At 53.9% G+C, this 24,617-nt stretch carries 23 protein-coding genes; 5 read left to right on the forward strand and 18 right to left on the reverse strand.

The features are described from left to right. Nucleotides 1-66: 66 nt before the first annotated feature. The 4 genes from nusB to nrdR all read right to left on the reverse strand — a co-directional run bounded on the left by nusB (nt 67) and on the right by nrdR (nt 2,623). Nucleotides 67-486, reverse strand: a complete 420-nt coding sequence (gene nusB, locus FDX04_RS11220; RefSeq protein WP_000801129.1) for a transcription antitermination factor NusB — start codon at nt 484-486, stop codon at nt 67-69. Between the two features lie 19 nt (nt 487-505). Continuing rightward, a complete protein-coding gene (ribE, locus tag FDX04_RS11225; RefSeq protein WP_003021575.1) occupies nt 506-976 on the reverse strand; it encodes a 6,7-dimethyl-8-ribityllumazine synthase in 471 nt (156 codons plus the stop codon). Between the two features lie 90 nt (nt 977-1,066). Then, nucleotides 1,067-2,170 (reverse strand): bifunctional diaminohydroxyphosphoribosylaminopyrimidine deaminase/5-amino-6-(5-phosphoribosylamino)uracil reductase RibD, encoded by a 1,104-nt coding sequence (ribD, locus tag FDX04_RS11230; RefSeq protein WP_137360400.1) that lies wholly within the window; start codon nt 2,168-2,170, stop codon nt 1,067-1,069. Nucleotides 2,171-2,173: 3 nt separating this feature from the next. Beyond that, a complete protein-coding gene (nrdR, locus tag FDX04_RS11235) occupies nt 2,174-2,623 on the reverse strand; it encodes a transcriptional regulator NrdR (RefSeq protein ID WP_016152032.1) in 450 nt (149 codons plus the stop codon). A gap of 154 nt (nt 2,624-2,777) precedes the next feature. On the opposite strand from nrdR, the gene FDX04_RS11240 reads away from it, so the two are divergent. Together FDX04_RS11240 and FDX04_RS11245 are read left to right on the forward strand one after the other, a co-directional pair. Then, complete coding sequence (locus FDX04_RS11240) at nt 2,778-3,317, forward strand: DUF3251 domain-containing protein (protein WP_042310122.1); 540 nt, start codon at nt 2,778-2,780, stop codon at nt 3,315-3,317. Nucleotides 3,318-3,615: 298 nt separating this feature from the next. Further along, the gene (locus FDX04_RS11245) at nt 3,616-4,479 is read left to right on the forward strand and encodes a nucleoside-specific channel-forming protein Tsx (protein WP_137360399.1); all 864 of its coding nucleotides are present in this window, start codon (nt 3,616-3,618) and stop codon (nt 4,477-4,479) included. A gap of 44 nt (nt 4,480-4,523) precedes the next feature. Here the strand turns inward: FDX04_RS11245 and FDX04_RS11250 are convergent, their stop codons facing one another. From FDX04_RS11250 to queA, 7 genes are all read right to left on the reverse strand, one after another. Further along, nucleotides 4,524-5,216 carry a YafY family protein gene (locus FDX04_RS11250; RefSeq protein ID WP_061381554.1) on the reverse strand — a complete coding sequence of 231 codons (693 nt, stop codon included), beginning with the start codon at nt 5,214-5,216 and terminating at the stop codon, nt 4,524-4,526. Between the two features lie 23 nt (nt 5,217-5,239). Further along, the gene (locus FDX04_RS11255; RefSeq protein WP_137360397.1) at nt 5,240-5,605 is read right to left on the reverse strand and encodes a VOC family protein; all 366 of its coding nucleotides are present in this window, start codon (nt 5,603-5,605) and stop codon (nt 5,240-5,242) included. Nucleotides 5,606-5,774: 169 nt separating this feature from the next. Next, nucleotides 5,775-6,746 (reverse strand): protein translocase subunit SecF, encoded by a 972-nt coding sequence (secF, locus tag FDX04_RS11260; RefSeq protein ID WP_038638190.1) that lies wholly within the window; start codon nt 6,744-6,746, stop codon nt 5,775-5,777. Between the two features lie 10 nt (nt 6,747-6,756). Further along, nucleotides 6,757-8,604 (reverse strand): protein translocase subunit SecD, encoded by a 1,848-nt coding sequence (gene secD, locus FDX04_RS11265; protein WP_137360396.1) that lies wholly within the window; start codon nt 8,602-8,604, stop codon nt 6,757-6,759. 27 nt (nt 8,605-8,631) lie between these two features. Next, entirely contained in the window at nt 8,632-8,964 is a 333-nt protein-coding gene (gene yajC / locus FDX04_RS11270) for a preprotein translocase subunit YajC (protein ID WP_003021544.1), read from the reverse strand. 22 nt (nt 8,965-8,986) lie between these two features. Further along, the gene (gene tgt / locus FDX04_RS11275) at nt 8,987-10,114 is read right to left on the reverse strand and encodes a tRNA guanosine(34) transglycosylase Tgt (protein WP_137360395.1); all 1,128 of its coding nucleotides are present in this window, start codon (nt 10,112-10,114) and stop codon (nt 8,987-8,989) included. A 53-nt stretch (nt 10,115-10,167) separates the two neighbouring features. After that, nucleotides 10,168-11,238 (reverse strand): tRNA preQ1(34) S-adenosylmethionine ribosyltransferase-isomerase QueA, encoded by a 1,071-nt coding sequence (gene queA, locus FDX04_RS11280; protein ID WP_137360394.1) that lies wholly within the window; start codon nt 11,236-11,238, stop codon nt 10,168-10,170. A 90-nt stretch (nt 11,239-11,328) separates the two neighbouring features. Here queA and acpH point away from each other — a divergent pair, with 90 nt between their 5' ends. After that, nucleotides 11,329-11,910 carry an ACP phosphodiesterase gene (gene acpH, locus FDX04_RS11285; protein ID WP_137360393.1) on the forward strand — a complete coding sequence of 194 codons (582 nt, stop codon included), beginning with the start codon at nt 11,329-11,331 and terminating at the stop codon, nt 11,908-11,910. Between the two features lie 168 nt (nt 11,911-12,078). Continuing rightward, complete coding sequence (locus FDX04_RS11290) at nt 12,079-12,681, forward strand: peroxiredoxin (RefSeq protein WP_003021524.1); 603 nt, start codon at nt 12,079-12,081, stop codon at nt 12,679-12,681. Nucleotides 12,682-12,728: 47 nt separating this feature from the next. Here the strand turns inward: FDX04_RS11290 and FDX04_RS11295 are convergent, their stop codons facing one another. From FDX04_RS11295 to FDX04_RS11315, 5 genes are all read right to left on the reverse strand, one after another. Beyond that, on the reverse strand, nt 12,729-14,126 hold the full coding sequence (locus tag FDX04_RS11295) for a DUF3999 domain-containing protein (RefSeq protein ID WP_137370926.1): 1,398 nt from the start codon (nt 14,124-14,126) through the stop codon (nt 12,729-12,731). After that, the gene (locus tag FDX04_RS11300; protein ID WP_137370927.1) at nt 14,123-16,780 is read right to left on the reverse strand and encodes a DUF2339 domain-containing protein; all 2,658 of its coding nucleotides are present in this window, start codon (nt 16,778-16,780) and stop codon (nt 14,123-14,125) included. Before FDX04_RS11300 ends, FDX04_RS11295 begins: the two co-directional genes overlap by 4 nt. A gap of 136 nt (nt 16,781-16,916) precedes the next feature. After that, a complete protein-coding gene (locus FDX04_RS11305; protein ID WP_137370928.1) occupies nt 16,917-18,785 on the reverse strand; it encodes an amidohydrolase in 1,869 nt (622 codons plus the stop codon). A 21-nt stretch (nt 18,786-18,806) separates the two neighbouring features. Then, a complete protein-coding gene (locus FDX04_RS11310) occupies nt 18,807-19,352 on the reverse strand; it encodes an antibiotic biosynthesis monooxygenase (protein ID WP_079225253.1) in 546 nt (181 codons plus the stop codon). A gap of 103 nt (nt 19,353-19,455) precedes the next feature. Then, on the reverse strand, nt 19,456-20,097 hold the full coding sequence (locus FDX04_RS11315) for a hydrolase (RefSeq protein ID WP_042310138.1): 642 nt from the start codon (nt 20,095-20,097) through the stop codon (nt 19,456-19,458). Between the two features lie 273 nt (nt 20,098-20,370). Here FDX04_RS11315 and FDX04_RS11320 point away from each other — a divergent pair, with 273 nt between their 5' ends. Further along, the gene (locus FDX04_RS11320) at nt 20,371-21,273 is read left to right on the forward strand and encodes a LysR family transcriptional regulator (protein WP_137370929.1); all 903 of its coding nucleotides are present in this window, start codon (nt 20,371-20,373) and stop codon (nt 21,271-21,273) included. On the opposite strand, the gene malZ is transcribed toward FDX04_RS11320, so the two are convergent. Further along, nucleotides 21,267-23,081 (reverse strand): maltodextrin glucosidase, encoded by a 1,815-nt coding sequence (gene malZ / locus FDX04_RS11325; protein ID WP_137370930.1) that lies wholly within the window; start codon nt 23,079-23,081, stop codon nt 21,267-21,269. The genes FDX04_RS11320 and malZ overlap by 7 nt on opposite strands. A gap of 139 nt (nt 23,082-23,220) precedes the next feature. After that, nucleotides 23,221-24,594 (reverse strand): proline-specific permease ProY, encoded by a 1,374-nt coding sequence (proY, locus tag FDX04_RS11330; RefSeq protein ID WP_137360386.1) that lies wholly within the window; start codon nt 24,592-24,594, stop codon nt 23,221-23,223. Nucleotides 24,595-24,617: the final 23 nt, after the last annotated feature.

A 24,617-nucleotide genomic window follows, 5' to 3' on the forward strand; every position in this document is an offset into this window, starting at 1 on the left:
CTCAGCAGAAAAAAAGAAAAAGCCGGGGACAGCGGAAACACGTTCCACTCTCCGCCGGCCTCGGGATTACTTTTTGTTGGGGCGAATCACAGGTGCTGCTTTATCCAGTACGCCGTTAACGAATTTATGGCTGTCTTCGGCACCGAAGGTTTTCGCCAGTTCAATCGCTTCGTTGATGGCCACTTTGTACGGCACATCACTACGCTTAGACAGTTCAAACAGCGCAATACGCAGTACGGCTTTTTCTACCTGTCCCAGCTCTTCCAGCAGACGAGACAGGTAAGGCTTCATTAATCCATCCAGGTACGCGCTGTTAGTCGCCACCCCGGACAGCAGTTCACGGAAATACAGAACGTCGACATCTTTAACGTCCTGTTCCGCCAGGAACTGGTATTCAACATCAGCGATGTCGTTCTGGGACAACTGCCAGGAGTAGAGCGCCTGGACGGCACACTCACGGGCGCGGCGACGAGCAGCAGGTTTCACGGATTTCCCCTTACAAAAATCAGGCCTTAATGGCTTTCAATACATTAATCATTTCAAGCGCAGTCAGTGCAGCTTCTGCGCCTTTGTTGCCGGCTTTCGTGCCAGCACGTTCGATGGCTTGTTCAATACTTTCGGTGGTCAGAACACCGAAGGCTACCGGAATGCCACTGTCCTGAGCGACATGCGCCAGGCCATTGCTTGCACCGCCAGCCACATATTCGAAGTGCGCGGTACCACCACGGATCACTGTACCGAGCGCAATCACCGCATCGTATTTACCGGTTTTCGCCAGTGCGTCAGCCGCCAGCGGCAGCTCATATGCGCCTGGAACCCAAACGACGGTAATGTTTTCATCTTTAACCTGGCCAATACGTTTCAGGGCGTCGATCGCACCTTCCAGCAGGCTATCATTGATAAAGTTGTTGAAACGCGCAATGGTGATGGCGACGCGAGCGTCCGGAGTAGCAACGTTAGCTTCAATAATGTTCATATTCTTCCTTCGGGTTCGATTTATGGCCCCGTAAGGGGGGCGGATTTTATCATAATATTCTGGGCGCTGCTTCCTCTAATTCAGAAAGCCTCACGCAGTGGTTAAATGCAGGCAAACGTCCGGGCCCACCTGGCGTATCTCGTTGAATTTGAAATGGGGGGCGTCGGCCAGTTTCTCAAGCCCTGGCAGCACACATAATCCTCGCGCATCACTGCCTAACAGTTTAGGCGCAACATACACGATTAGCTCATCCACCAAACCGGCCTGTAATAACGCGCCCGCAAGCGTTGGGCCAGCTTCCACCCAAATACTGTTAATTTGCTGTTTGCCCAGTTGCATCATCAGCACGACCAAATCCAGATGCCCGTTATGTTCCGGTATCTTAATACTGCGAACTGACTCCGGCCAACTGCGGGTATCGTCTTTCGTTCGGATAATCCAGGTTTCTCCCGGCTGTTGCACAATACGGTGCTCCGGCGTGACCTGATTCTGACTATCAAGGACAATGCGGATCGGCTGGCGCAGGTTTTCCTGCGGGTAACTCGCCTGGGTTGACTCTCCAAGCTCCGACCAACGCACGGTAAGCTGAGGATCGTCGGCCAGTACCGTCGCGCTGCTGGTTAAAATGGCATGGCTTTGCGCGCGCAGCCGTTGCACATCGCGGCGCGCCTGCGGCGAGGTGATCCACTGGCTTTCCCCGCTGGCCATCGCCGTACGACCATCGAGCGATGCGCCAAGCTTAAGCTGCAGATATGGGAAACCTGTACGCATGCGCTTGAGAAAGCCTTTATTAAGCTGCTCAACCTCGCTCATCATCAAGCCGTGGCTAACGTCAATGCCCGCCTGCTGCAAGCGATAGAGGCCACGACCTGCTACCTGAGGATTCGGGTCCTGCATAGCGGCCACCACGCGCGCGACACCCGCGGCAATTAACGCATCGCAGCACGGCGGCGTACGCCCATGATGACTGCAGGGCTCAAGCGTCACGTAGGCGGTTGCCCCTTGCGCTTTTTCTCCGGCCATGCGCAGGGCATGGACTTCGGCATGCGGCTCGCCCGCGCGGTGATGATATCCTTCACCGACGATCTCCCCATCCTTAACAATCACGCAGCCGACGTTGGGATTTGGGTGAGTAGTGAAACGTCCGCGCGCAGCAAGCTTCAGCGCGCGCGCCATGTACAATTCATCCTGCATGGCTTAGTCCTGTAGGCGAGCAATCTCTTCGCCAAATTCTTTGATATCTTCAAAACTGCGGTAAACCGACGCAAAGCGGATGTAAGCGACTTTATCGAGCTTTTTCAGCTGCTCCATTACCAGGTTGCCGATCATCTTACTCGGCACCTCACGCTCGCCAGTCGCTCGCAGTTGTGATTTGATATGGTTTAACGCCATTTCGACGTCATCTGAGCTGACCGGACGTTTCTCCAGCGCTCTGAGCATGCCGCTGCGCAGCTTATCTTCATTAAAGGGTTCACGCACATCGTTGCTCTTCACAACGCGCGGCATGACAAGTTCAGCCACTTCAAAAGTGGTGAAACGTTCGTTACAGACCAGACACTGCCGACGGCGGCGTACTGAGGAGCCCTCGCCTACAAGACGAGAGTCAATTACCTTAGTGTCTACGGCGAAACAGAATGGGCAATGCATACGGCGTCCTGTACCTCAGTGGTTAACAGCAATCTATTTTACCCTGAACTGGCGTGACAACAAAGGCGCAGCGCTTTTGAGACAAAGGATCGATGCCTTCGTGCTCTGTGCACACTACCATTATGCTATCGCGACAATGAAGGAAGTAATCACAATGACAAGACGTTACCTAAGAATTCTCCTGGTGGGAAGCCTCTTTAGTCTTAGCGCCTGCGCGCAGCAAAGCGAAGTACGCCAGATGCATCAAAGCGTAAGCACGCTAAATAAAGAGATGACGCAGCTTAATCAGGAAACGGTAAAAATTACGCAACAAAATATGTTGAATGCTAAGTCGACCAGTGGCGCCTATCTGTTGCCGGGCTCCAAAACCCCGGCCCGGCTGGAGAGCCAGATCGGCACGTTACGTATGTCTTTGGTGAATATTGCGCCGAACGCCGATGGCACACGGTTAACGCTGCGTATTCAGGGCGAGTCCAATACGCCCTTGCCCGCCTTTAGCGCCACCGTAGAGTACGGTCAAATTCAGGGCACCACGGAGAATTATCAGGAAGTGAACGTTCAAAACCAACTGGTCAACGCCCCGGCAAGTATTCTTGCCCCCAGCGATGTAGACATTCCGTTGCAGATAACTGGTCTCTCCCCCGACCAGTTAGGATTTGTTCGCATCCACGACGTCCAGCCTGTTAGCCAATAAACTTTTTTGCGGAACGTTTTGTGCGTTCCGCAACATCACTCCGCTCCATTTTGTTACTCCCCTGACATAACCAATATTTCTGCTAAAACTTGGCAACATTCATGGGAGCCAGTACAATTCGCCGCCTAAAGTACGCAAACGTGAACGCAATCGATTACGCAAATGATAGAACTGTGAAACAAGACATATTTTTGTGAACAATGATTTTTATAATAGACCCCGAAGAATTACGAAATATTTAGAAACGCAATTTGCGCATTTTTCACTCCCGAAAGGGATTTCAAACAGTGGCATACATATGAAAAAAACATTACTTGCAGCCGGTGCAGTGCTGGCGCTCTCCTCGTCTTTTACTGCCAACGCAGCAGAAAATGACAAACCGCAATATCTGTCCGACTGGTGGCACCAAAGCGTCAACGTGGTGGGCAGCTACCACACCCGTTTCTCCCCGAAACTGAACAACGACGTGTATCTGGAATACGAAGCGTTTGCCAAAAAAGACTGGTTCGACTTCTATGGCTACATCGATATTCCGAAAACCTTTGACTGGGGTAACGGCAACGATAAAGGTATCTGGTCTGACGGTTCCCCGCTGTTTATGGAAATCGAACCACGTTTCTCCATCGACAAACTGACCGGTGCTGACCTGAGCTTTGGACCGTTCAAAGAATGGTACTTCGCCAACAACTACATCTACGATATGGGTGACAACAAAGCCAGCCGCCAGAGCACCTGGTATATGGGTCTGGGTACCGATATCGACACCGGTCTGCCGATGGGTCTGTCCCTGAACGTGTATGCTAAATACCAGTGGCAGAACTATGGCGCATCCAACGAAAACGAGTGGGATGGTTACCGTTTCAAAGTGAAATACTTTGTGCCGATCACCCAGGTTTGGGGCGGTCAGTTGACCTACATCGGCTTCACCAACTTCGACTGGGGCTCAGATTTGGGTGATGATCCGAACCGCACCAGCAACTCTATCGCTTCCAGCCACGTGCTGGCGCTGAACTACGATCACTGGCACTACTCCGTAGTCGCGCGTTATTTCCATAACGGCGGCCAGTGGAAAGGTGGGGATACCCTGAACTGGAATGATGGCGACTTCACCGCGAAATCAACCGGTTGGGGTGGTTACCTGGTTGTAGGTTACAACTTCTAATCCCGACATTTATCGCAGACAAGCCAGCTTAACCGCTGGCTTTTTTACGGCTGGTCTTCACAGCGTACTTTACGTAAAAAGTCACTTAGCGAGCGATCCGCCGATTCGCGAAAGTGCCTGTCGAGCGGCGTGATCTTCAGACAGCGATCAACGCGAAAGCAGCGATAATCGTCACGCTTCTCGCACCAGGCAACCAGTAACCAGTGCTCGCCCCAGAAAAATAATCCCAGTGGCTGAACGTCACGCCAGGAGAGATTCCCGGACTCGTCGCGATAATGCAGCGCCAGTACTTGTTGCGCCGAAACCGCGCGATGTATGAGATCGAAGGCACTGCGTGAATGTGGCTGATTACCAAAATCTGGCGCAAAAATCCGCGTTTGCTCGGCCCTGCGGCGACTCTCTGGCGGCAATATCGCCAGCACTTTTTCCTGCGCCGACTCCAGTGCCTGTGAAAGTGAATCCCCGCCCCATGTTTTCAGCAACCGAATCGCGACCATCAATGCTTCTGATTCGTGATGCGTTAACATCAACGGTGGCAGATCAAACCCGGCCATTAAGCGGTATCCGCTGCCCACTTCGCCTTCAATGGGCACACCGGATAAAGAGAGATCGCGGATATCGCGATAAATCGTCCGTTCAGAAACTTCAAGACGTTCTGCCAGCAGCGCCGCCGTTGTCACTCGTCTGCCCCGCAGGATTTGTACGATCTGAAACAAGCGGTCGGCGCGTCGGGTCATTTTAATCCTCAGTCCTGAAAATATTACGCGGGTTGATGTAAACCAACACGATTGCCTTCACTGTCAGTAAATAGCGCAATCGTACCAATGTCCTGCCCCAGTTCGAGCGGGCCAAACACGCATTGACCACCAGCTGTGGCAACACGTTCAAGCGTGGCAGCCAAATTGTCCGTATGCAGATAAATAATAGCGCCCTGCGCTGAAGGCGAAATACCGTCAAATTTAGCCAGCGCCCCGCCGGGAGCAGGATCCTTATGCGGGAATACGGCCAACTCAGCGCTGTCCATATTCTCCCGACGCAAAGAAACCTGCATCACTGGCTCATAAAAAGCGATGGCGCGATCCATTTGTACCACGGGGATTTCAAACCAGTTAATTACGTTGTTCATACTTCCTCCTGCCTGTGTGGGTAATCTCAGAAGGACTATAAGACAGGGCTACTGACAGCATACTGTCAGTAGTGTGACGACAGAAAAAGATAATGGCCTACCGTTAAATCACAGGCAAAAAAAATCCCGACCTTGCGATCGGGATTCCACTATCTTCACTCTTAATGGGTTAAGGCAGAATTGACGGCTGATCCGCCCCTTCTTTCTCGACCTTCTGCTGCAGCATGTGCTCACGCTTCATACCCAGCTTCAGCGCCAGCGCCGATGCTACGTAGATAGAAGACGCAGTACCGATGGAAACACCGATAAGCATGGTCAGCGAGAAGCCTTCCAGTACCGGACCACCGAACAGGAACAGCATCAGAATAACCATCAACGTCGTACCGGAGGTAATCAACGTACGGTGCAGCGTCTGAGTCAATGACACGTTAAAGATTTCGTAAGGCGTACCGCGACGAATTTTGCGGAAGTTTTCACGAATACGGTCAGAGACTACGATACTATCGTTCAGCGAGTAACCGATTACCGACATCAGCGATGCGACGATAGTCAGGTCAATCTCGATATGGAACAACGACAGGATCCCAAGTGTGATGATTACGTCGTGCGCCAGCGCGATAACTACCCCTGCCGCCAGTCGCCACTCAAAGCGGAAACCGACATACACCAGGATGGAGATCAGCGCCGCCATCAGCGCCATCGCACCGGTTTGCGCCAGGTCTGCGCCTACACTCGGCCCCACGAATTCAATTCGCTTCACCGCAGCGTTTTGGTTGGTGGATTCGTTAATCACACTCAACACTTTGCTACCCAGCACCTGACCGCCGTCAGCGCCTTCAGTTGGCGGCATACGCACCATAATGTCGTGGCTGCTGCCGAAGTTCTGCAGCAGCGGGTCAACAAAGCCCGCTTTCTCCAGCGCATCGCGCATCACGTCCATTTCCGCTGGTTTTTCCAGCGTGATTTCAATGACCGTACCACCGGTGAAATCGAGACCCCAGTTAAAGCCGCGCACGCCCATAATCACGATGGCCGCGATCAGCAGAAAACCTGAAATGCCGAAAGCCCAGTAGTCCCAGCGCATAAAGTCCCAGACTTTACGGCCGTGGTTCAATTGTTCAACAGTATATTCCTGTGCCACTTCGCACTCCTCAGATTGACAGCTTTTTGACGCGCTTGCCGCCATACAACAGGTTTACGATGGCACGTGTACCGACAATTGCGGTAAACATCGACGTCGCTACCCCAATACCGGTAGTAATCGCGAACCCTTTAATTGCCCCAGTGCCGACTGCGTACAGGATAATGACCTTAATCAGCGTCGTAATGTTCGCATCGAAGATGGAGCTAAATGCGCCCGCATAACCTTCATTGATGGCCTGCTGCACCGAACGACCGTTACTCAACTCTTCTTTGATACGTTCGTTGATCAGTACGTTAGCATCGACCGCGACGGCAAGGGTTAAGACGATCCCCGCAATCCCCGGCATACTCAGCGTGGCTCCCGGCAACAGTGACATAATGCCGACAATCAGCACCAGGTTAGCGATCAGCGCGCTGGTCGCAATCAGACCGAACTTCTTATAGAAGAAGATCATGAACAGGATAGAAACCACCAGACCGGCCAGACAGGCTTCCAGACCCTGTTTGATGTTCTGCATACCCAGGGTTGGGCCGATGGTACGTTCTTCAACAATCTGAATCGGCGCGATTAGCGCACCGGCACGTAACAGCAGAGAAAGCTGACGCGCTTCGTTCGGGTTGTTGATACCGGTGATACGGAAGCTGTTACCCAGGCGAGACTGGATGTTGGCGATGTTAATCACCTCCTCCTGTTTCACCAGCACGGCGCGACCGTTGGCATCTTTCTTACCGCTGTCTTTGTACTCCACAAACAAGGTCGCCATCGGCTTACCGATGTTGTCCTTGGTGAAGTTGGACATGATGTTACCACCCGCGCTATCCAGCGAGATGTTAACCTGCGGCTGATTGTATTCGTCCTGGCTGGAGGTGGAGTCGGTGATATGGTCACCGGTCAGGATCACGCGTTTGTACAGCACAACCGGCTGACCTTCGCGAGTCTGTTTCACTTCCGAATCACCCGGTACACGCCCGGATGCCGCAGCAGACTGGTCAACGTTGGTGTTTACCAGACGGAATTCCAGCGTCGCGGTTGCGCCCAAAATTTCTTTCGCACGCGCGGTATCCTGGATACCCGGCAGTTCGACGACAATACGGTCAGCGCCCTGACGTTGTACCACCGGCTCAGCAACACCCAACTGGTTCACACGATTACGCAGAATATTGATGTTCTGCTGTACCGCATATTCACGGGCTTCGCTCAGGCGCGCATCGGTCATCACCGCACGCAGAGCATTACTGCCCTGGCTGGAAATAACCAGATCCTGGTGACGCTTGCTCAGATAAGAGATAGCTTCATCACGGGCGCTGCTGTCACGGAAGGTGATGCTCAGGCCGTAGTTATCTTCTTTACGAACGGTAGTATAAGGAATGCCTTTTTCACGCAGATCGCTGCGCAGGCTATCGATATTTTGTTCCTGCAACTTACTCAGCGCGGTGTCCATATCCACTTCCATCAGGAAGTGAACGCCGCCACGCAGGTCAAGACCGAGTTTCATCGGTTCTGCGTGAATGGCTGCCAGCCAGCGCGGTGTTGCCGGAGCAAGGTTAAGCGCCACGACGTATTGATCGCCCAGCACGCCCATCAGTACTTCACGTGCGCGCAGTTGGGTATCAGTGGAGTCGAAGCGCGCAAGAATAGCACCCTCTTCCAGAGCCACAGACTTAGGTGTGATTTTATCTTCTTGTAACGTTTTCTGGACCTGGATCAGCGTTTGCTCACTGGCGGCGGCACCGCGCACGCCAGTGATTTGAACAGCCGGATCCTCACCATACAGGTTGGGAAGTGCGTAAAGCAGGCCGACGACAATGACGACGACCAGCATAATGTACTTCCACAAAGGATAACGGTTTAACACGGCAGTTCCCTTTGGGAAAACAATAAATTACAGCGCCTTCATGGTGCCTTTCGGCAGAACGGCAGCTACGAAATCACGTTTAATAACCACTTCAGTGGTGTCGTTCAGCGCGATAGCGATGTAGCCAGATTCTGCTACTTTGGTCACGCGACCCACCAGACCACCGTTGGTCAGGACTTCATCGCCTTTCGCAATGGAGTTCATCAGGTTCTTGTGTTCTTTGGTACGCTTTTGCTGTGGGCGCAGGATCATGAAGTAGAAAATCAGACCAAACACCACCAGCATCAGAATCAGAGACATCGGGCTGCCCTGCGCCGGAGCACCTGTTGCCGCTACCGCATCAGAAATAAAAAAGCTCATTCAAATTCCCTCATTATTAAAATTAATCAACGTTCACAGGTGGAACTGGTCGACCCTGACGTTGGTAAAAATCGGTCACGAAGCTCTCTAATTTACCCTCTTCAATAGCCTTGCGTAAACCCGCCATCAAACGCTGGTAGTAGCGAAGGTTATGAATCGTGTTGAGACGCGCGCCCAATATTTCGTTGCAACGGTCGAGATGATGCAAGTAAGCGCGCGAATAATTGCGACAGGTGTAGCAATCACACTCAGCATCGAGCGGACTGGTGTCGCTTTTATATTTCGCGTTACGAATTTTTACCACGCCGTCAGTCACAAACAAATGACCATTACGGGCATTTCGCGTTGGCATCACGCAGTCAAACATATCGATACCACGACGCACACCTTCAACCAGATCTTCTGGTTTGCCGACGCCCATCAGGTAACGCGGTTTATCTGCCGGAATCTGTGGGCAAACATGCTCCAGAATGCGGTGCATATCTTCCTTCGGCTCACCGACAGCCAAACCGCCGACAGCGTAGCCATCAAAGCCGATATCTACCAGACCTTTGACGGAGATATCACGTAAATCTTCGTAAACGCTGCCCTGAATGATGCCAAAAAGCGCATTTTTGTTGCCGAGACTGTCAAAACGGTCGCGACTGCGCTTCGCCCAACGCAGAGACATCTCCATTGAGCGTTTAGCATAGTCCCAGTCGGCCGGGTACGGTGTACATTCGTCGAAGATCATCACGATATCGGAACCGAGATCGTATTGAATCTCCATTGACTTCTCAGGATCGAGGAAAATCGGATCGCCGTTGATCGGGTTGCGGAAATGCACGCCCTGCTCGGTAATCTTGCGGATATCGCCCAGACTGAAAACCTGGAAGCCGCCGGAATCGGTAAGGATTGGCCCTTTCCACTGCATGAAATCGTGCAGATCGCCGTGCAGCTTCATGATTTCCTGACCCGGGCGTAGCCACAGGTGGAAAGTGTTGCCGAGGATGATCTGCGCGCCGGTAGCTTCAACTTCTTCCGGCGTCATGCCTTTTACGGTGCCGTAAGTACCGACCGGCATAAATGCAGGCGTTTCCACTACGCCACGATCAAAAACCAGGCGGCCGCGACGCGCGCGACCGTCTGTGGTGTCCAGTTCAAATTTCATCTTAACTCCTGCGTCAGAAAAACAGTCCGACGTTAAATACTCATGCCGGAAATTTATTCCCCGACACGCTCAGAAATAGCCTGCGGATTGTACGTGATAAACATCGCATCTCCGTAACTAAAAAAGCGATATTCCGCTTTTACCGCTTCATGATAGGCGTGCATGGTGTTTTTATAACCAGCAAACGCAGAAACCAGCATGATCAGCGTCGATTCCGGCAGGTGGAAGTTGGTGACCAGGGCATCAATCACCTGGTATTTATAGCCTGGATAAATAAATATCTGCGTATCGCCGAAGAACGGCGCAATGAGATCATTTTTGGCAGCCTGCGCCGCGCTTTCCAGTGAGCGAACGGACGTTGTGCCCACGGCTATCACGCGGTTGCCACGCGCTTTCGCCGCCAGCACCGCGTCCACCACATTCTGCGGCACTTCCGCATATTCAGAGTGCATAATGTGGTCTTCGATGGTGTCTACGCGCACCGGCTGGAAGGTACCCGCGCCGACGTGCAACGTAACGAACGCCATTTCAATGCCTTTATCGCGCAGTTTCGCCAGCAGCGGCTCGTCAAAGTGCAGCCCCGCGGTCGGCGCAGCGACGGCACCCGGTTTTTCACTATACACGGTCTGGTACAGCTCGCGGTCGGCGTCTTCGTCCGGGCGGTCAATATACGGCGGCAACGGCATATGGCCGATGGCGTTGAGGATATCAAGCACGCTGCGTTCGTCGTCAAACGCCACTTCAAACAGCGCGTCGTGACGGGCGACCATCGTCGCTTTGATACTTTCATCGTCGCCCAATAGCAGCTCGGCACCCGGCTTCGGCGCTTTCGAGGCGCGAATATGTGCCAGAATACGTTTATCATCCAGCATGCGTTCGACCAGCACTTCAATCTTGCCGCCACTGGCTTTACGGCCAAACAGACGCGCAGGAATAACGCGGGTATTGTTAAAGACCAGCAAATCGCCAGGGTTGAGCTTATCGAGCAAATCGGTGAAAGTGCCGTGCGTCAGCGCGCCCGTCGGCCCGTCCAAAGACAGCAAGCGGCAGCTACTGCGCTCAGCTTGCGGATAGTGGGCAATCAGGGATTCGGGTAGTTCAAAGGTGAAATCGGTAACGCGCATGACACTGACTCAGACTAAAATAAGAGGCGGGTAGTCTAGTGCCGGGGCGTTCTCCCTGCAACCTTTACCCCTCTGGATAAACGTTTAACTATGAATTTTCTTGCACATTTGCATCTCGCTCATCTTGCCGACAGCTCGCTTTCCGGCAATCTGCTGGCCGATTTTGTCCGGGGTAATCCGGAAACGCTTTTTTCGCCTGAGGTGGTGGAAGGCATCTTCATGCACCGTCGTATCGACGTGATGACCGATAACCTGCCGCAAGTGCGTGAAGCCAAAGAGTGGTTTCGTAGCGAAACGCGCCGCGTCGCGCCAATTACGCTGGACGTGATGTGGGATCACTTTCTGTCGCGCAACTGGTCGGAAATCTCCCCAGATTTCCCATTAGCGGAATTTGTGCGCTATGCCCGCACCCAGGTGACCACGATTTTGCCGGAATCGCCGCCGCGCTTTATTAACTTAAACAACTATATGTGGTCAGAAAAATGGCTTGAGCGCTATCGTGACATGGATTTTATCCAGAACGTCCTGAACGGCATGGCCAGCCGCCGTCCGCGTCTCGATGCCCTGCGCGACTCATGGTATGACCTGGATACGCATTATGATGCGTTAGAAGAGCGTTTCTGGCAGTTTTATCCGCAAATGATGGAACAGGCGCGACATAAAACCCTTTGATGGTAACCCGCATAACGCGCCGGATAAGCAGTAGCGCTCATCCAGCAACAGATTGATAGACAAAACCTGTCTCATTGATTGCCAGCGCCTCTTTGTCTTATTCTCAAACACTCTCTATACTGGCCCGCGTTGCGTTCCAAAAAACCCTTAACATTGCAGGAGAATTATATGGTACTGGTAACTCGTCAGGCTCCGGATTTCACAGCAGCTGCGGTACTGGGTAGCGGTGAGATCGTTGAAAACTTCAACTTCAAACAGCATACCAACGGTAAAACCACCGTTCTGTTCTTCTGGCCGATGGACTTCACCTTCGTTTGCCCGTCTGAACTGATCGCATTCGACAAACGTTACGAAGAATTCCAGAAGCGCGGCGTTGAAGTTGTTGGCGTTTCTTTCGACTCAGAATTTGTCCACAACGCATGGCGTAACACCCCTGTCGACAAAGGCGGCATCGGTGCGGTGAAATACGCAATGGTTGCTGACATCAAACGCGAAATCCAGAAAGCCTACGGCATCGAGCACCCGGAAGCGGGCGTTGCTCTGCGTGGTTCTTTCCTGATCGACGCTAACGGCGTTGTTCGTCACCAGGTGGTTAACGATCTGCCGCTGGGTCGTAACATCGACGAAATGCTGCGTATGGTTGACGCGCTGCAGTTCCACGAAGAGCACGGCGACGTTTGCCCGGCACAGTGGGAAAAAGGAAAAGAAGGTATGAACGCGTCTCCAGACGGCGTGGCAAAATACCTGACCGAGAACGTTTCCAGCCTGTAATTGGCATGAATCGTAAGAGGCCCGCAACGCGGGCCTTTTTTATTGGTTTATGTCGGATTACCCTTTTTCACTTCACGCCAGATTCGCCACGCCATCAGCCCCAGGACGGCGACGCCAAGAATTAACGCCCCCCATACCAACAGCGTTTTCCACTGGCTTTGTTGCTCAGCGACTGAGGTTGCCGTCAGCCGCCCCTCACCGCCCAGAGTAACTGGTTCATCCTCCAAAGCCTGCGGCATTTTGTCAGGATCGTTGTGCTTACGTAACGCCTCCGGGATCAGCATCGCCAGACTGACGCTCGCGGGTTCCGCCGCTTTGTTCCCCCATGCCAGGATAAACGGGCTTTGGCCTTGTGCGTTAAAAATCACTTTATAGCTGTCGCGCTCCCCTCTCAGTACGGGTAAAGTGTCAGGCAAACGCGCCTGAAGCGTCGTCATCCGGACCGCCTCAACTAACTCACCGGAGAGCGGAATATTATCCGAATACTGATTTTCCAGATTGTAGAGAACCGTTCGGGTTAAAGGCTGCCAGGCGTCTTTTTCTGCTTTGCGCCATTCAAGTTCAACCGGCAATACGCCTTCGTTATCCAGTGAAATCTTTAATGAGGTCAACGGTTGCGGCCTGGACCAGCGCCAAATCGCCTGGTTTTCGGCAATTTTCTCCGCTTCAGCATCCATCGAAACAGGCCGGGTAAGCGGAGGCTCCTCACGGGTTATCGCACTCACTCCGGTCAGATTTAACGCAGGACTTTGCGAATCAAGAATCAGCAACAGCCAGGGGATACCATCAGCAGACATGCGCAAATCATCGACGCCTAAGGTGTCCATTTTCAACCGGTCGTCGCTATGCGTCAGATCCATCAGCGGCGCATTTCCTGTCATCAACCTCCAGTCACGCAAATCACGGCTGTAATAGAGCGATGCCGTTCCCTGCCAGTTTTTCGCAGGCGCATCCCAGTTCAAACGCAACTGGGACAGCAATGGCGTCTCTTTGACATCGTCTGGCAAGGCAATTAAATAACTCTGCCCGATAGATTGCAGGTTTTCACTTTCGAAGCGAATTTCAATGCCATTTTTAGCACGAAGCAGGACCGCAGGTCTTTCATCATCGTGCTTTGGCGTCACCGGTTGTGCCGTAGAATCAAACGGAAAAAGGCGCAGAGGAATCGTTCTGGGGGACGTTGCCTGCGCTTTTTCTGCCAGTAGCTTGAAAGGCACCACATCGCCCTGGCGGTTGAACACTCTGATATCACGTAAGTCCGGCCAGACCGCCTCGTGGTATACTTCTAATGGCAGAGGGAGGCTATGCCATTGCTCTGAACCCGGCGTTAAGAGCTTCACGCCCTTCGCGTAGTCTGCTGGCGCATCCGTAGCCGTATTACTGCCCCACGCCGCGCTGGTTGCTCCTAACAGAGCACTCCAGAGAACCGCTTTAATCCATTTCATTTTTCTTCTCCAGCTTTGGGCGGTAAAGGTGAAAAATACCCGATAATCAGCACCAGAATGGCGACGCCGATAAACGCGACCGCGCGCGCCAGGCCGCCGCCTCCCGCGCTGTCCACCAGCATCAGTTTAATTATGACTATCCCCAGCAAAACGGCTCCACACAACCATTCCTGCCGCGAGCGACGCCGGGTTGCCTGCAGCATCACCACCAATGCCGCCAGCATCCAGAACAGAGCAAAACAGGTTTGAATCAGCCGCGAATCCCACAGGGCGTGTACATTCCACGCAACTTCGCCATACCAGGACAATGCGCGCAGTAGCAGGCCATTAAGCCACCAAAAACCGAGCGCCATCAGCGCCACAACCGGCCATGGGCGGCACACCGAAAGCTGCACCGGGAAATAGCGTTCAGACACGCGATAAAACACAACCAACCCTAGCAGGGCAAAAGCTGCGCCCTCTTCCAGCGGGTTGAGCAACGGCAGATATGTCTGACGATAAACCACGCCATCCTGTAAATTCGTCAGCACGAGCAGACCGACCAGTACCAACGCAACAGGAACCATCGCCTGAACAGAATATAAGGCCGGCCAGATACGAAATGGCCAGAGCCTGCGCTGAACAGCTTGATAAACCAGGAAAATCAGCAATCCGCCAGCCGCCATCATCAGGCCGCTTCCCCACGCGTCTCGCCCCCACGGTAGCGCCTGGGCGAACCAGAACAGCTCAACCGCCAGCGCCAGTACAATCATCCAGAAGAACGACAAATGTGCCAGCCGGGAAAGCGTTGGCGGTAATATCGGTGCGTCACGCCAGAGCAGCGCCACTGCAACAAATAGCGCCGCACACCAGGCAAGATTCGGCCAGCCCGCGGCAAAAATCTGCTGCAAAGAGATCTGATACATCAGCATCACCAGCATCGTCGGCCACAACAGCCATTTACTGGCATCCAGCTCCCACCATGCCAGGCGACCAGCAATCGTTCGCCAGCCCCAGACCGATACCGCCATTAATGCCAACACGCCAGAAAGCACCCACCGCTCCTGCTTCAGGATGAGCTGCGAAACTGCAACGAGTGCAATAATCCAGAAAAGCAAACCGCCAGCGAGTAGCCCCCAACTGCCCTGTATCCGAATGTTGCGCCATAGCCATGCGGCAGCCAGCCAACTGAGGCTAAGCACGGCAAATATCAGCATCACTGAGAGCGCAGTTATGCCGTTCGCCAGCGCCCATAGCGCGCTGCCCACGGCCAACACGAGCAGCGCCGTACCGCTATAACTCATGCGTCGTTGCTGCTGTTGGATACCCAGCCAGAGGATCCCAAGTCCCTCCAGCGACCAGGCCATCGCCGTCCAACGGGCTGAAAGCGCCAGCGGGATAGCCAGGGTGGTAAATGCGCCGCCAAGCGCCAGGGCGGACAATACCAGCGGTCTTCCCAGAGAAGATGAGCGCCGCAACGCAAGCGTCGCCAACACCAGATAGAAACCACCGTAGCCCAGCGCGCTGAGCGCCGGACCATATGCCATATGCCGGGTAATGGCATACTGCATGCCAAAACCTACCAGCGGAGGGGCAAACAGCAGCACGCCATCAATAATCTGTTTGCCTTTTTCCTGCGCCCGAAGGGACAGCGCCACGCTCAGCACGCCAAAAATAATGGTGTTGGCGATCAGGAACAGTTGGCAGCTCAGATAATACTCAGGTCGATAGTCCTCCAGCCCCCACAAACCGCCAACGCCAAAGGTAAACAACAGGCCGAGCAGATTCAGCTCCCGCCAGTGCTGCCAGATGCTAATCGCGAGAATACCGACCGAGAGCAGAAGATAGAAAGAGAAGAGCGCGACATGACTGCCGCCGCCGGAGGAAAGCAGCAGCGGCGCGAGATAGCCGCCAAGGCTGGCCAGCATCGCCAGGCTGAGTGCCTTTTGCAAAATAGCCAGACCCACGCTCGCCGCGCAAATCGCCACCAGCAGCGCAAATGCTAGCGTCATTGGCAGCATTTGCCACAGCCGGAACGCGCCAAAGACGGTGAGATAGAGTGCTCCCGTGGCCCCGCCCTGTAAGATCAGCGCATAGACCTGTTGCTTATGCCGCAACCGCCAGCCCAGCGCCAACAGGACAATAGCAAACAGCGCGGTCGCCACCAGGCGCAGCTCAAGCGGCAACAGAGAATGTTCGACGGTGTAACGCAGCAGGAAAGAAAGTCCCAGGAACAGGAGCAATATACCGAGCTTTGCCAACGGATTGCCCTGCATAAACCAGCGCACCAGCGATGACATCACCCCGCCAAAAGCAGAAGGTCGCTCGACGCTGGGCGTGGAAATTACCGCTTTATCCGGCGTCTGCTGTGAAGACCACGGGCTAACGGGTTCAAGGGTCGGCTCAGTGTCTGGTTCCGGCGCCACGTTGCTAATCGCAGCCGTTTTCGCATCGACAGGAACACTCTTTGTTGCAGCCGTTGGCGCATCGGCGATGGCCTGTACCACAGACTCCGGCGCCACCCCGCGCAGCTCAAGTTCCTCTACCCGACGGCGCAAGACCGCCAGCTCAGAACGTACCGCCGCACTGCGTCTGTATGCCACGATAGCGAGACCAGGAACCACTACCAACGCAAAGAATAAAACAATGCAGCCAAGGGTTAGCAGCTCATCCATGTTTCCACCTTCACTGTGTAAAGACAGACCAGAATGACACAAATTGTTGCAGCTGTGCCATATCTGTTAACACTATGACCCGCTTTTCAGAAAATACAATCAGCCCCTGCGTTTGGCCAGGGGCTGTGAGGAGGGATTAAAACGCGAAGCAGGAACACCCCAGCGCGCCCCAGAAAGCCCGATCATCTGACACCGGAATCCCCGACTTACGCGCGATATCATGCTGATGACCGTGTACGCCGCAGCTGCCGCAGCACTGGTGCATCTGTACCATTGCGCCAATTTTCGCCGCAGCAGGCGGCGCTGAGCGATAGTGCCCCGACACCTTCACCACCGGCGACCAGTCGGGCACAACCGGAATGGCAGGCGGTGCCAGCGGGGTGAAATGACCGGCTGCGTACACGACTTTACCATCGACAATAGTCATCACCGACTCGATGCCTTTGATCTCTTCTTCCGGCACGCTGAAATAGTCTTTAGACAGCACCACCAGGTCGGCCAGTTGATCTTTCTCGATGCGCCCTTTCTTTCCCTGCTCGCTGGAGAACCATGCGCTGCCCGCCGTCCACAATTCCAGCGCCACGTCGCGCGGCAGACGATTGTTATCATCGTACATCGCCATTCCGCCAACGGTGCGGCCCGAAACCAGCCAGTAGAGTGCGGTCCACGGGTTATAACTGGCCACGCGGGTGGCGTCAGTCCCCAGCCCTACCGGAACATCAGCCGCCAGCATTTTCGCCACCGGCGGCGTATGTTTGACCGCGTCTTTGCCATAGCGATCGACAAAATATTCGCCCTGGAACGCCATACGGTGCTGAACCGCTATCCCGCCGCCCAGCGCTTTTACGCGCTCAATATTGCGTTCGGTAATCGTTTCGGCGTGATCGAAGAACCAGTGCAGACCATTGAACGGGATATCGCGATTCACCTTCTCGAACACATCCAGCATGCGGCTAATGGATTCATCATAGGTGGCATGCAGACGGAACGGCCAGCGGTGCTCCACCAGGTGGCGAACCACGCGCTCCAGCTCATCTTCCATACCTTCCGGCAGATCCGGGCGTGGTTGCAGGAAGTCTTCAAAATCAGCGGCCGAGAAGACCAGCATTTCCCCAGCCCCATTAGCACGGTAGAAGTCGGTGCCCTGCCCAGGCTTGAGCATATCAGTCCAGCGTTCAAAGTCCTCCAATTCCTGCTTCGGACGCTGAGTAAACAAGTTGTAGGCGATGCGCACCGTCATCTGCTTGTTGGCGTGCAACTGCTCAATGATCTCATAATCTTCCGGGTAGTTCTGGAAGCCGCCGCCCGCATCGATAGCGCTGGTCAGTCCCAGGCGATTCAGCTCACGCATAAACTGGCGGGTCGAATTGACCTGCATTTCCAGCGGCAGCTTTGGCCCTTTCGCCAGCGTCGAATAAAGGATCATAGCGTTGGGTTTGGCGATCAGCATTCCAGTCGGGTTGCCGTTGCTATCACGCACAATCTCACCACCTGCCGGATCCGGCGTCGCTTTGGTGTAGCCCACGGCTTTCAATGCCGCGCGATTCAGCAACGCTCTGTCGTACAGATGCAGAACAAATACCGGCGTATCTGGCGCGGCTTCATTCAGTTCTTCCAGAGTTGGCATGCGCCGTTCGGCAAACTGGAATTCGCTCCAGCCCCCCACCACGCGCACCCATTGCGGCGACGGCGTTCTGTCAGCCTGCTCTTTGAGCATGCGTAGGGCATCCGCCAGCGACGGTACGCCTTCCCAACGCAATTCCAGGTTGTAATTCAGACCACCGCGAATCAGATGCAGGTGTGAATCATTTAAGCCGGGGATCACCGTATGTCCTTGCAGATCGACAATTTGCGTCCCTTCGGCGGCCAAGCTCATGATCCGATCGTGGTTACCGGTCGCCAGGATCTTCCCGTTGGCGATAGCTACCGCCTCGACCTGTGGGCTTTGTCTGTCGAGAGTATGAATTTTTCCGTGAGTGAGAATCAGTGTGGCAGTTTGCGACATAACAATCTCCTGAGAAACCGGTCAGGCTTTTTTCAGCCATCCGGCAAACAGACGGGTTACGATGGGCATCCAGAACCAGACCACCAGCGCAACCACACACGCATCATTGATAAGATGCAGGAGTAACGAGCCCTTCATTGCAGGCAGCACAATGCCGGTCAACCACGGCACCAGGTTAGTGCTGGGAAAAATCACCAGCAGAGTTATCAGGAACTGTTTCCAGCGCCTGGGCTGGCGTACATGGGGTGCGGGCGGCGTAAACCAGAACGCCGCTTCGGTACGAATTTCGGTTTTATCACCTTCCGCCAGCAGCGGAGCTATCTCTTCCACCAGCACACGGCGCGTATCGGACTGGGTCCAGTTGTACAGATGCTCCAGCGTGTCGAAGCGGATAATAATGTTCCACAGATTCTCGCCATCCGCAGGGCGAATCACATTAGCCCCGAGATGACCGGGAAACTCGGCCGCCACCGGCATGATTTTCCCCAGCCATTGCTCATACCGCTGCGCCTGCTCAGGCTGCAGGGTATGGGTAATCACCAACGTCACATGTTTGTTCTGCGCCATGAAGGATTCCTTGCTAAAGGAGAATGGCGGGATAGCCCGCCATCAATATCAATACACGAGATCTATAACGATGCATTCAGGCAGCATGAAGGATGAAGTGTATTCAGGCTTTACGTTCCGGCGCGCCATGCACCATGGTATAAGCATAATCCACGCCCATACCATAGGCGCCGCTATGCTCGCGTACCAAATCCATTACGGCGTCGTAGGTTTCTTTGCGGGACCAGTCACGCTGGTACTCAAGAAGAACCTGTTGCCAGGTTACGGGGACTGCGCCCGCCTGCACCATCCGGTCGATGGAACGCTCGTGGGCATCCACAGACGTGCCGCCGGAAGTATCGGTCACCACATACACTTCATAACCCGCTTCCAGTGCCATCAACGCCGGGAAAGTCAGGCAGACTTCGGTCCACAGCGCGGAGATAATCAATTTCTTGCGTCCGGCCGCTTCCACGGCTTTCACAAACGCCGCATCTTCCCAGGAGTTCATAGACGTGCGTTCAATAGGTTTCACATCAGGGTGAACCGCTAACAATTCCGGCCAGATATAGCCGCTAAAACTTTTTGTTTCCACAGAGGTATATATCACCGGAACATTAAATATCTTGCCGGCTTTCGCTAATGCCACGGTATTATTTTTCAAAGTCTGGCGATCAATATTTGCCACACCAAATGACATTTGCGGCTGATGATCAATAAAAATCAGCGTAGAGTTTTGAGGATCAATCAGTTCCCGAATAGACATAACACACCTTCTTAATCAATAAGTTAAAAGGCAACGGTCTGTATCTGCCGTCAGCAGCAGGATCCTGAATCAGAAAGCTTGTTGAGTATAGCGGGAAATTTCTAACGAGTTATTAAAGAAAACTTACCATCCTGTGAAACTATTAATTCTGTGTTGCGATATATCCTAAACAACATCAAAAAAATGCGCATGACTCATCTAATTTATTCACTGGCATTGTTTTTCTTCATTCGGTACAACAGAAGGGTTTATTTTTCAGGATATTTTCTGCTTATGCGCATCAATCTGGATGTTTTGTTAATCCTCGACGCACTCGACAAACAGGGTTCATTTGCCGCAGCAGCCGAATCGCTGTTTAAAACCCCTGCGGCACTCAGCTATATGATTCAGAAGCTGGAAAGCGATTTGAATATCGAGTTGCTTGACCGCTCCGGGCATCGGGCGAAATTTACCGACACCGGGCTGATGATGCTGGAAAAGGGACGTTTGCTGCTGAGTGCGGCCAAAGATCTCGAAAAGCAGGCGGTACAGCTGAGTTCAGGCTGGGAAAAAGAGCTGGCGATTGCGCTGGACGACTCTTTTCCTTTCGCCGCGCTCCTGCCCATTATTGATGAATTTCACGCGCTGAATAAGCAAACCCGTCTGAGTTTCACCCACCATACGCTGGCGGGATCCTGGGAGGAGCTGACCCATAATGGCGCAGACATCATTCTGGGGGCGATTAATGAACCGCCAACGTCAGCCGCCTGGTCCTACAAAATGCTCGGCACGCTGGATAATGTATTTGTCGTCGCGCCCGAACATCCGCTGGCCGCCGCGCCGGATGGCCTGACAAACGAACAGCTGTGCCTGCATCGGGCCATTGTTATCAGCGACAGCGCCCGCTTTTGCCATCCGCTACAAACCAACCTGATGGAGGAGCAGGCGCAGATTCGTGTGGATGACTTCCACAGTAAAGTGATGTTATTGCGAGCTGGCATGGGCTGCGGGTTTCTCCCCCACCACATTGCCAGCCCGTGGCTTGCCACAGGCGAACTTGTGGAAAAAAGGGTCATCTCATTTCGCCAAAAAGATGTGGCCTATATGGCATGGCGCAACAGCCGCGATGGGCTGGCGCAGCGCTGGTGGCGAGAAACGCTGCTGGCAAGCCCGGAGATTGCGCGCTTGTATCAATGACCCATCCACACCGAGGCGGAGATAGCCGGCAGCGTCAGGATATCGTCAGCGAGCAGGCCGTTACCCTCTTTGTGCAGCCATTGACTGACGCGCAGCAATGGCGAGACTGGCAGGACCACTTCGCAGGCGTGGCCACGGTTAATCGCCACCAGCACGCGCTGGCGGTTGAGTACCCGCACAAACACCACCACGTTATCCTCGGCGTAAATCACCTGACAACCGCCATGGCGTAACGCCTGGCTTTGATGGCGTAATTTAGCCAACCGCTGATACAGCGCCAGCAAGGTAGTGTCCTGTTTTTCAGCTTGCCACGGGAACGGTTTACGACAGAACGGATCGTTATCACCGTCCAGACCCACCTCGTCACCATAATAAATACACGGCACGCCTGGCCAGGTAAACAGCCACACCACCGCCAGCGGTAAACGCGCCACGTCTTTGCCAAGCAACGATTTAAAACGGGCGGTATCGTGGCTGTCGAGTTGATTGAACATCCGCAGTTGCTGCTGATGCGACAGACCCGCGCGGTAGTTATCCATCCACGCCATACAGGTTTGGGCATCAATAGATTGCGGGTCGTAGGAGATATCCGTATTGGCCAGAAATCCCCAGATGGGGAAAGTAAAACCGCGATAGTTCATGGCGGCATCTTCTGCATCCGCCTGCAACCACTGGCGCGCATCACCAAAATGTTCACCCACAACATACGCTTCAGGCTGAGTTTCTTTTGCCGCCTGCGTAATCCCCGCCACATGGTGCAGGTTGTTGCGCGCCCCGCCGCCTTCTCCCAGCATATGCACGACATCAAGACGCCAGCCGTCCATACTCCACGGCGCTTTCAGCCAGTGACGAACGATACTGTCTTCCCCACGATAAATCTCATTGACCAGGCTTTGCGAACAAAAATCCAGCTTGGGTAGGCTGGCATAGCCCAGCCAGTCAAGCGCCAGACCGTCGGCAGAGAAATGATACCAGTCACGCCAGGGGGAATCCGGGTTGTAACACGCCCCATCCGTCCCACGGTTATGCCGATCAAACCAGGGGTGTGAATCGCCGCTATGATTAAAGACACCGTCCAGAATCAGACGCATGCCCTGCTGTTGCGTGTTGTGGCGCAAGCGCAGCAGCGCGTTGTCGCCGCCAAACTGTGGATCAACATGACGGTAATCTTCGGTATCGTATTTATGCACGCTCGGCGCGGTAAACACCGGGTTCAGATACAGCGCCGTAACCCCTAACGTTTTCAGATACGGCAGCTTTTCGCTGATGCCGTCCAAATCGCCGCCATAAAATGTCGATCCTCCGGCCTGAGCGGTCAGCGGTTCATCCCACTCGCGACGCACGATGTCATGCCCGGCTGCGTGGTGATAATAGACGTTTGGAGCCGACTCACGCGACTGGCTGCGGGCAAAGCGGTCCGGGAAAATCTGATAGAAAATCTGGTCAGCTACCCACTGCGGACCGTTATCCGGCACATCAACAGCAAACTGCTCCAGACGCGCAGGCGGAAAACGACTGAATCCCTGCGGGGTAAACCACAGCTGACGATCGGGCCACAATAATTTAAAGCTATAGCGCCGACGAGGTTGGCCGCTGGCAAGATCGATCGCCGCCCGCCACGCGGTTACGCCCGGCTGCGGCTGGCTGCGCAGCTTGTGCATACCCAGCGAAATTTCTTCGTTATCGTTTTCTGCACGTAGCGTCACCCGCTGAGGTGGATTTTCCCCCGCCAGCCATAATGTAATCGTCAGTTGATCTTTGTTTTGCTTAACAAATGGGGCAACCGGAAGGTGCCAGGCGTTCAACATCACGTATCCCCTTTGATGAAAATGAAGCCACCTTGCCATAGCAAAGAGCAGGATCACTCATCATCTTAACGTTTATTAGGGGAGGAGTTCGGGGGAGGAGAAAATTGCCGGGCGACGCAACGCGTTACCCGGCAAAAAATTACTGTACTTCAGCCAGTTGACGCTCGCGGCGGCGTTTAAATACCCAGCCCACCAGCAGCAGGGCAATCCACGCGAAACCAACGTACAGTGAAATGCGGGTATCCGGATGGTAGCCGATAAGCGCGATGATAAAGACGAGGAAAATCAGGCCAACAACGGTCGTTGTCACCCCCCCAGGTACTTTAAATTTCAGCGCCTTGACCTCTTCCGGCGGCAGACGACGGCGGAAGGCAATCTGCGACAGCAGGATCATAATCCACACCCATACCGTGGCGAAGGTCGCCAGTGAGGCGATCACCAGGAAAACGTTTTCCGGCATAATGTAGTTAAGATAAACCGCAAACAGCAGCGCGATAGTCATCACCATCACCGTGACCCACGGCACGCCACGGCGCGAGGTCTTAGCGAACATTTTCGGTGCGCTCCCCTGCTCTGCCATACCGTGCAGCATACGCCCCACGCCGAAGACGTCAGAGTTGATAGCCGACAGCGATGCGGTCAGTACGACAAAGTTGAGGATCCCGGCGGCAAAGGTAATGCCCATATGCTGGAACGTCAGGACGAACGGACTCCCGTCGGTGCCAACCTGGTTCCACGGGTAGATAGACATAATGACAAACAGCGTCCCCACGTAAAACACAAGGATACGCATCGGTACGGAATTGATAGCGCGCGGAATAGATTTTTCCGGGTCTTTCGCTTCTCCTGCGGTAATCCCGATAATCTCAATACCACCGTAGGCGAACATCACCATTTGTAGCGACATCACCATGCCGAGCCAGCCGTTGCTGAAGAAACCGCCGTTGCTCCACAGGTTATGGATACCGGTAGGTTGTCCGCCGTTGCCAATACCCCAAATGATGATGCCGAACCCGGCGACAATCATGATGATAATGGTGGCAACTTTAAAGAACGAGAACCAGAACTCCAGCTCGCCAAACACCTTCACGCTCATCAGGTTGATGGCGCAAATAATCAGCACCACGCTGAGGACCCAAATCCAGTGCGGAACGGCAGGGAACCAGACCCCCATGTAAATGCCGAAGGCAGTGACGTCGGCAATGGCGACAATCAGGATTTCAAAACAGTAGGTCCAGCCGGTTATGTAACCCGCCAACGGCCCGAGGTTTTCCTGCGCGTAGCGCGAGAAAGAGCTGGCAGCCGGGTTATGAACGGACATTTCGCCCAGCGCGCGCATGATGATATATGCCGCAACGCCGCCGATAATATAGGCCAGCAATACGCTCGGCCCCGCCATTTTGATCGCGTCGGCTGAGCCGTAAAACAGCCCGGTACCAATTGCCGAACCTAATGCCATAAAGCGAATGTGCCGGGTGCTCAGCCCACGCTTTAGCTTGTTATTACTTTCCATCGATTCCTAACCTGTTAACACAA

The sequence above is a fragment of the Citrobacter sp. wls615 genome (assembly GCF_005281355.1).
In the GTDB taxonomy this organism is placed as follows: Bacteria; Pseudomonadota; Gammaproteobacteria; order Enterobacterales; family Enterobacteriaceae; genus Citrobacter; species Citrobacter werkmanii.